This window comes from Erwinia sp. S43, from assembly GCF_016624745.1.
GTDB classification, from domain to species: domain Bacteria; phylum Pseudomonadota; class Gammaproteobacteria; order Enterobacterales; family Enterobacteriaceae; genus Erwinia; species Erwinia coffeiphila.
Map to the genome: position 1 here is coordinate 1 of NZ_JACVTX010000055.1, position 4,024 is coordinate 4,024.

Annotated in this window: 4 protein-coding genes; 1 reads left to right on the plus strand and 3 read right to left on the minus strand. The window is 42.8% G+C overall.

What is annotated here, in order from left to right; genetic code table 11:
* A partial coding sequence (locus IBT47_RS26735; protein ID WP_234472140.1) for a pseudouridine synthase occupies positions 1-434 on the minus strand: 434 nt, incomplete at its 3' end.
* A 102-nt stretch (positions 435-536) separates the two neighbouring features.
* Between IBT47_RS26735 and icd the strand changes: the two genes are divergently transcribed.
* A complete protein-coding gene (icd, locus tag IBT47_RS26740; RefSeq protein WP_105592770.1) occupies positions 537-1,787 on the plus strand; it encodes an NADP-dependent isocitrate dehydrogenase in 1,251 nt (416 codons plus the stop codon).
* Positions 1,788-2,100: 313 nt separating this feature from the next.
* Here icd and IBT47_RS26745 read toward each other — a convergent pair whose 3' ends face one another.
* The gene (locus IBT47_RS26745; RefSeq protein ID WP_200564273.1) at positions 2,101-2,637 is read right to left on the minus strand and encodes a hypothetical protein; all 537 of its coding nucleotides are present in this window, start codon (positions 2,635-2,637) and stop codon (positions 2,101-2,103) included.
* Between the two features lie 67 nt (positions 2,638-2,704).
* The gene (locus tag IBT47_RS26750) at positions 2,705-3,259 is read right to left on the minus strand and encodes a hypothetical protein (RefSeq protein WP_200564275.1); all 555 of its coding nucleotides are present in this window, start codon (positions 3,257-3,259) and stop codon (positions 2,705-2,707) included.
* Between the last annotated feature and the right edge of the window lie 765 nt (positions 3,260-4,024).

Sequence of the window (4,024 nt, forward strand, 5' to 3'; positions counted from 1 at the left end):
CCCCCCCCTCTCCCCCCGGGGGGGCGGGGGGTGGGGCCATCCTTCAGCGTTAAGCCGTGGCGAAACGGCAGCAGGTCACTTTCAGCGGGTTCACCCTCAACCTGAACAAAATAGACCTTTCCGGTACGTTTTCCCGGCTGGGTCAGTTTGGCCTGTAGCGCACCGTCGTTGGTCAGGACCATCAGTCCTTCGCTGTCGCGATCCAGCCGACCAGCCGCATAAACACCCGTTTGCGGCACATAATCTTTCAACGTGCGCCGCCCGGACTCGTCGCTGAACTGGGGCAGAACATCGAACGGTTTGTTAAATAAAATCACCGAGCGCGGCCCTTTATCGACGGGTTTAGCGGCCTGGCGCGGGCTGTTCCGCTTAACGCGGTGAGGGCTAACAGAAGATTTTCGCATGGTCTTTGCACTTAGAAACAATAAGCGCATTATACCGCAATCCTGAGATGATTGGCGCGGAGTCAATATTCAAGTAGTATTGACGCGCATCTTACAAGTCATTAACAAAAAAAGCGCTCGAAGGAGAGGTTAATGGAAAGCAAAGTAGTTGTTCCGGCGGAAGGTCAGAAAATCACCCTGGAAAAGGGAAAACTGAACGTACCAAACAATCCAATCATCCCATTCATCGAAGGTGATGGCATTGGTGTGGACGTTTCTCCAGTGATGATCAAAGTTGTCGACGCCGCTGTGCAGAAGGCTTATAACGGTGAGCGTAAAATTTCCTGGATGGAAATTTACACCGGTGAGAAATCGGTAGAGCTCTACGGCCAGGACGTTTGGCTGCCGCAGGAAACCCTCGATCTGATTAAAGAATACCGCGTGGCTATCAAAGGCCCACTGACTACCCCAGTCGGTGGTGGTATTCGTTCCCTGAACGTTGCGCTGCGTCAGCAGCTTGACCTCTACATCTGCCTGCGCCCGGTTCGTTACTACACCGGTACGCCAAGCCCGGTTAAACGCCCTGAAGACACTGATATGGTGATCTTCCGCGAAAACTCCGAAGATATCTATGCCGGTATCGAATGGAAAGCGGGCACGCCGGAAGCGGATAAAGTGATCAAGTTCCTGCGTGATGAAATGGGCGTGAAGAAAATTCGCTTCCCTGAGCAGTGCGGTATCGGCGTTAAGCCGTGCTCTGAAGCCGGTACTAAGCGTCTGGTTCGTGCTGCCATCGAATACGCAATCACTAACGACCGTGATTCCGTAACCCTGGTTCACAAAGGCAACATCATGAAGTTCACCGAAGGCGCTTTCAAGGACTGGGGCTATGCTCTGGCACGCGAAGAGTTCGGCGGCGAGCTGATCGACGGCGGCCCGTGGGTGAAAATCAAGAACCCGAACACCGGCAAAGAGATCGTTATCAAAGACGTGATCGCCGATGCGTTCCTGCAGCAGATCCTGCTGCGTCCAGCCGAGTATGATGTTATTGCCTGTATGAACCTGAACGGTGACTACATCTCTGATGCCCTGGCGGCACAGGTTGGCGGTATCGGTATTGCTCCGGGCGCAAACATCGGTGACGAATGCGCACTGTTCGAAGCCACCCACGGTACTGCACCTAAGTACGCTGGCCAGGATAAAGTGAACCCAGGTTCCGTAATCCTGTCCGCAGAAATGATGTTGCGCCATATGGAATGGTTCGAAGCCGCAGACCTGATCGTTAAAGGCATGGAAGGCGCAATTAACGCCAAAACCGTGACCTATGACTTCGAGCGTCTGATGGACGGCGCTAAACTGCTGAAATCTTCAGAGTTTGGCGATGCAATGATCAGCCACATGTAATATGTGCCGTTGATGATTGTGAAAACGGGGGCCTTTTGGCCCCTGTTTTTGTTTTGTCGAAAAGCTTTCCCCAAAACTTCCCCAAAACTCCTCCCCAAAACTGGTTAATAAATGAGCTGTTTAGATGGCTATCTCTATCCAGTCTTTCCCCCGGTCATCGTTATATTTGTCTGTCATTTTTTGCTTTTTTTTGACCTTCTCCCTGAAAAGTGCATGGAACTAAAGCTGGGATACTTACAGTTTTTCTAAGGTATTTGGTCGGCACGAGAGGATTTGAACCTCCGACCCCGGACACCCCATGACCATCCGCACTCTATTCTAGAATAGATACGCAAGTTGCCTTATGTCCGCATGTATTGTGAAACCAAATCTCGATTTTTTGGAGGTTACATCCGGATTCTTTTAAGAATTTATATTTCTCAGTTATTATAGTCAAAGTTTCATTACTAATGTCATTTCCAAAAATAAGGAATATAGCTCTTTTGTATTCAATTTTTTCTATGAAGACTGAAAGGTTTTTTAAGTCCTTTTCAATTCCTTTTGAGCTCAATTCGCTTGTTTTAACTTCAATAATAGTATTGTTATTCATTTGCCCAGGGACGTGAATTAAAAAATCCGGGATAACATTATATCCTATAAGAGTGCCAATGAAGTTATGAGATCGTTTATCTATCTCCCCAGATAAGAAATATTCGCATTTCGAAGGCCAAAGTAATCTCATTTGATGATAAAGCTCATAGCAATAATGACGCTCACGGAGTGAGTTATTATCATCATACCTAGGAAGTGAAAAATAATTCCCATCTATTTTTTGCGTGGCCTGAGAGAGTATGTCAGTTAGTTCGTTCATTTATCATCCATTGGTTAGTGTTTTTGTGGGTTCCTTAAGTGAATTTTTAATTGTTAAAAGCTCAGCACTATTCTGAAAGGATGTTTTCTAACTCGTCTTTTGCATTTTGCAGGCCAACCTGCAGTAAAGGTTCTTCACCTAGAAGTTTTTCGTTGCGAATGACCGACATAAATTTATATAGCTCTTTGATGTGACGATGAGCTTGTGTTTCTATTCTAAACTCACCTTTAATCGACCCTTTGTAACTGTAATTCGCACTCATTAAGTAGTTGTTGCAAAAATACACAATCCTATTTTTGGATTTATCATATTGCTTTTTGTCTTTATCATCACAAAGCTCTCTAAGAATCGAATGCATTTTATTAGTCACATCTTTTGGGAAAATAACACTCCCAGCTTCCCCATCTTTGAATGGGTGGGCAAAGACGTTGTTTCTAAGTTCTAGAACGCCAGATGATTTTATTCTTCTTCGTAAATCACTCAAGTAAAAATATTCTTTTTTTACAATGTTATTGTCCAAAAGTTTAGTGGCGTGTTTTTTGTCTTTAGCATTGAAATTTGTATTGTCCGCGTCTAATGCTTCTATATCCACCAATGCTTCATAAAGTTTTGCGTATTGCATTATAACTTGATGCCCAAATGGCTCATTTATCGAAATAAAAAAACTAAGTTCATTTTTACTACTTATAATGAAACTCTTACTATCCCGAAGATATGTCATTGTACTAAATGATGATCCAATATTAATAAGGGAGTAATAAATATAACTTAGTGCAATGTATCGGTTAACATAGAACTGATAGTCACACTTGAATTTATTATAGCACTGCTTAAATATTTTAGGTTTTGATTCATTGCTGTCAAATAAATCGTCAAAGGAGTGGGAGCTATTAATGGAATAATTTCTTATTAAGAACTTCAAGATAGTGTTGTTATTATTTTTCATCATTAAAACCTTTATTTAATTTGGTGGTGTTTGTGTTTTTTTTGCTGATTTTAAGTGTTTAAAATAACAATGCAATGATGTTATTATCTCCCATATGATAGTTTTTATTTTTTAAAAAGTCATTAACTTTAAGGTGACAATACCAATGTGATGATTGATTTTACTCAGTTGGTCGACAGAGCAATCTAAGAGTGACAATAGACTAAAATCCTTGTCAACAGTTTTTCATCACTACACAATCAGTTAGTTATCGACTTGTAAACCAATGCATGAGGAAGTCCGGATTCATTTAAAGTTACGGTAAGGTGCTGCGAGAGGCTCTAAAACGAATACATGTGTATATATCATGGTACATAAAAATTACTTCATAATGCTTAATGCCATGTTTATTATGGCTATGGCTATGGCTATGGCTATGGCTATGGCTATGGCTATGGCTAT